We start from the raw sequence: 4395 nt of genomic DNA on the forward strand, positions 1-4395 counted from the left end.
CGGGCGCGGACCCCGCCGCAGCGCGGCGGCGGGAACAGACTCGGGTCGGTAGGTAGCGATGATCTTGCAGAAGTCGAACGGGTTCTGCTCGACATAGGTGCACTTCGCCAGGTCGTTCCCGTTGAAGTCGGCGCATTCGGGCAGGCGGCCCTGGTTGTAGTCCCGGGTGGCGTCCCAACCGGAGACAGCGCCGATGTTGTGGGTACGGGCGAACTCCACGAGCCGGCGCATGTGGTCCAGCGTGAAGATCCGGCCGTTGATGTGGCGGCCGAACATCGGGCAGGCGCCGATCCGCCGCCAGACCTTCTGCTCGTCCCAGTCGCGCCAAGCCCCGGCGATGTGCGTGAACATGCCGTTAAGCGCAATCACGCAGCACTCGTAGGCGTCCGAGGGGGCCGTCTGGCCGAACTCCATCAGCATGCCGTTGATCAGCGACGGCTGGATGCCCGCGTCAGCGAGCAGATGCAGCAGACGCACCCCGTCGGGGTTGAAACCCACCAGGCTGCCGGGAGCGCCGTCGACTGGAAGCGTGTAGGAGATCTTCAGGCCGGGGTAGGCCGGGAGCACCTGGGAGATGGCGGCGACGTGCCGCTCCAACCCCGCCCGGTTCTGGATGAACGCGCCCTCGAAGTCGAAGTCGACGTGACTGACCCCGTAGTTCGCGAGGATCGCCCGATACGTCGCCACAATCTTGGAGACGTCGGTCTCCACATCCTCCAGGGGGACGTTTGACGCACCGCCGAAGGAGAGGATGACCTTCCCGCCCTGCGCGGTGAATGCGGCGAAATCCTCCTTGCCGAAATCGCCTGTCGCGGCCTCTCCGTAGCTCGGATAGCCGCCCCAGTAAACCTTCTTGTCGCCGCCCGGCTGCGCCACCAGGAAGCCGACGAAGAAACTGTCGATTCCGGACAGGGAGCCGTATTCGGCGAGCTTCGGATTCGGCCATGCGGTGTAGTCGACGAAGGGCGCTCGCGGCGCATCCCAGGTACCGGGGTCCGGGAGAGGGGCGGTGGTCGACGCGGCCACCTCCTCGGACAGCTCCGACCGGTTGCCGCTGACGTCGAACGCGCGGACCCGCAGGATGTACTCCGTCAACGAGTTCAACCCCGACACCGTGGCCTCGGCTGCGGTGGTCGACAGGACACGGGGTTCCCCACCCGGAGTCCGGTAGAACACCTCGTAGCCCGCCACCGCGATGTTGTCCGTGGACGGATCCCAGGTCAGGTGCAGGCTATGCGGCGCCCAGCCGGTGATGCGCAGCTTCTCCGGCACCGTGGGCGGATCGGTGTCCTCGGATGGGTTGGCGTTCTCCCCGTTGACCGTAAAACCGTTCGGCAGCAGGGCGGGATCCGAGCCGGCGCCCGTACCACCGTTCTGCATCGCGAGGGTGAACTCCTGCGATCCCCTCGCCTGGATGATCTTCCGTTCGGGCGCCAGGCGGCCGGTGACGACGTCAGTCGGCCGATCAACCGGGTTGAACACCAGTCCGTAAACATTCCGGATGAGCCGGGGCGCGGCGAACGTACAGGATATCTCCGGATCCACCACGCCCTCGGCGGAGTAGTTGGAGATGGTCACCTTGAAGTTAGCCCAATGTTCGGTTCCGTTGGGAAGCCACTCCGCTGACGCGAACACAAGACCTTGCGAATCCGACACAGTCTGTCTCCTCCGAGGGTTCTGTCGGGTTCAGCCGGCATATCAGCGTGGCACCGCGAAGGAGACGTTGCTCCGGACGCGGGACTGATATGACGCGACCCCAAGATATACGCCGCCGTCTCGGTGGACGTGCGGACGCGCCCGCTGGCTCAGGGATCATCTTCGGCCGAGCGGGCCTACGGAAATTCTCGGTCAAGAAAGCCCCAAAACCGGAAACACGGTACCCCTGGAACATTCGAACGCGGCACCCCTGGAACACGGCGGTCCGGAACACGGCACCCCGGAGCGGCACGGAACCACGCACCAGGGTCTTGAGGCACCGCGATCCGTCAGCCCATCAACCTATTATGATCGGCGGAGACCGGATCTCGCCCGCCATCCGGACGTGAGCCCGATGACCCCGGTTGCGACGCATCGGAGGTGCCATGTCCACTCCCCCAGGCTCCACACCCCCGGGATCCACACCCCCGGGATCCACGCCCCCGGGATCCACGCCGCCCACGGATGGCTTCCACCAGCGGCTGCACCGCGTGACGCCCGCCGGGCTGTCCCGCGACACCGCGCAGACCGCCGGCATGCGCCGGGTCGAGGCGCTGTCCGGCAGCACGGTCGGCTCCGTCGACCTGTGGATGGGCCAGACCCACGTCGCCGCGGCGACGAGCTCGGCGAACCATCACCACGGCCGGTCCGAGACGGGCATCTATGTGGTGCGAGGCCATCCGAGCGTCGTTTTCCTCGAGGACGGCGAGGAGACCCGGCTCGACACCAGCCCCGGCGACTACATCTACGTGCCGCCGTGGGTGCCTCATCGCGAGGAGAACCCCGATCCCGACGAGGAGGCCGTCGTCGTGATCGCCCGGACCACCCAGGAGGCGATCGTCGTCAACCTCCCCAACCTGCGCTGGGTCGGGCCGGTGGCCACCGGGTCCACCGGACCCACCCGGCGCGACTGGCACACCTACTGACCGGCTACGGCGGGACGGGGCGAGACCGGCAGGGTGGGGACGCGGCAGACCAGGCCACCACGACCAACCCCACCACTCATGATCATCCGGTCACACGCCCGTTACCAAGACACGCTCCTCCGTCCAGCAGGCGCAGCGCCTTCGACGGACACAGCTCGACCGCTCGGCGCACGGCGTCCAGCCGACCGGCGGCGACCTCTTCGATCAGGGTGACGACGAGGCCGTCGTTACCCTGATCGAAGACCTCCGGCGCGGTTATCACGCACATCCCGGCGCCGACGCAGACGGCGCGATCAGCGACGATCCTCATGCGACACCCTCCTGTTCCGCCCTGTCACACCAGGTGACCGAATCTCACCAGGTGACCGGGAGCGCGTGCAGCCCGTGTACGGCGTGATGGGCACGGAACGCTACCTGTTCGTAGGGCACGGCCAGCGCGAGATCGGGAAAGCGGCGCAGCAGCGCGGGGAACGCGATGCGCATCTCCATCCGGGCCAGCGGCGCTCCCAGGCAGTGGTGCACGCCGTAGCCGAAAGCGACGTGGCCGGGAGCCCCACGGGTGATGTCGAGCCGGTCCGGATCCCCGACGAGAGCCGGGTCTCGGTTGGCCGCAGGCAGCGCCAGGAGCAGTTGTTCGCCCGCCGGGATGCGGTGACCGGCGATCTCCACCTCGGTCGTCGTCGTGCGGGGCACGCCGGAGGGCACGATGGACAGCCAGCGCAGCAGTTCCTCGACGGCGGGCTCGACCTGGGCCGGATCGTCGCGGACCCTGGCGAGCTGGTCGGGATGGCGCAGCAGCGCCAGGGTGCCGAGAGCAAGCATGTTCGACGTCGTCTCGTGCCCGGCGGCCAGCAGCAGCGAGGCGATGCCAACCAGCTCGGCGGTGCTCAGCTCGTCGCCGTGCTCGCGCACCAGCCTGCCCAGCAGGTCCTCGCCCGGGGCCGCCTGCGCCCGCGTGACCAGCCCGGCCATGTACGCACGGGCCTCACGCTGCAGGGCCAGCCGCTGCTCGATCGGCAACGAGGCGTCGATCTGCCGGCGGGTGCGGTGCTGGAACTCCGCGCGGTCGGAATACGGCACCCCCAGCAGCTCGCAGATCACCAGCGACGGCACCGGAAGCGCGAAGGTCGCGACCAGATCGGCCGGTCGGCCGGCCCGTTCCAGCTCGTCGAGCGCCGCGTCGACGATGTCCCGGATCCGCGGTTCCAACCTGCGCATCCGGCGCACGGTGAACTCCGGGGTGAGCATCCGGCGCAGCCGGGTGTGATCTGGCGGATCGAACGCGAGCATCTGCCCCGCCCGCAGTTCGGCGATTTCCTCATCACTCAGGACGGGACCGCCAGGACCTACGACCCACTGATTGACGTTGCTGAACCTGCCCGGATCCGCGAGTATCTCACGGACGTCCTCGTACCGGCTGACCAGATACGCGGGTACCCTGAACACGGTGACAACGCGGCAGACGCCGTCGGTGTCCCGGGTCCGGACGAGTTCCTCGACCGGATCGAACTGCGCTCGCCGTATATGCAACGGAACTATCGGTGCCGCGGCCATCGCCTGTCCACCCTTCGCCGTTCACGCGGGACCTCGGACACCGACGACGCTACCATCCACGCGAAAAATAACTGTCGCTCGAACGGGCCGCATCCGGATATCCACCGCCAGAGATAATCCCGAGGAAGAAAAAATCCATCAACGAGTGGACCGACGTTATTCGACGCTAGTCGGCATTGTTTGGTGTTGTTTGACAAAATTCATCATAGTTCAATATTAT

General features: G+C 67.2%; 4 protein-coding genes. 1 reads left to right on the forward strand and 3 read right to left on the reverse strand.

The genetic code is table 11. The annotated features are described in order from the left end of the window. Positions 1-1656 (reverse strand): chitinase (locus ACY45C_RS19740; protein ID WP_462189048.1); only part of this gene is annotated, 1656 nt, incomplete at its 3' end. Positions 1657-2081: 425 nt separating this feature from the next. Between ACY45C_RS19740 and ACY45C_RS19745 the strand changes: the two genes are divergently transcribed. Further along, positions 2082-2621 (forward strand): cupin domain-containing protein, encoded by a 540-nt coding sequence (locus ACY45C_RS19745; RefSeq protein WP_462189049.1) that lies wholly within the window; start codon positions 2082-2084, stop codon positions 2619-2621. An 82-nt stretch (positions 2622-2703) separates the two neighbouring features. Here ACY45C_RS19745 and ACY45C_RS19750 read toward each other — a convergent pair whose 3' ends face one another. Continuing rightward, complete coding sequence (locus tag ACY45C_RS19750) at positions 2704-2931, reverse strand: ferredoxin (protein ID WP_462189050.1); 228 nt, start codon at positions 2929-2931, stop codon at positions 2704-2706. Between the two features lie 44 nt (positions 2932-2975). After that, positions 2976-4175 carry a cytochrome P450 gene (locus tag ACY45C_RS19755; RefSeq protein WP_462189052.1) on the reverse strand — a complete coding sequence of 400 codons (1200 nt, stop codon included), beginning with the start codon at positions 4173-4175 and terminating at the stop codon, positions 2976-2978. Between the last annotated feature and the right edge of the window lie 220 nt (positions 4176-4395).

The sequence above is a fragment of the Frankia sp. CcWB2 genome (assembly GCF_977927585.1).

Bases quoted from the DNA above. Each gene is read 5' to 3' on its own strand.
- ACY45C_RS19745 (WP_462189049.1), top strand. From the start codon at position 2,082: ATGTCCACTCCCCCAGGCTCCACACCCCCGGGATCCACACCCCCGGGA.
- ACY45C_RS19750 (WP_462189050.1), bottom strand. From the start codon at position 2,931: ATGAGGATCGTCGCTGATCGCGCCGTCTGCGTCGGCGCCGGGATGTGC.
- ACY45C_RS19755 (WP_462189052.1), bottom strand. From the start codon at position 4,175: ATGGCCGCGGCACCGATAGTTCCGTTGCATATACGGCGAGCGCAGTTC.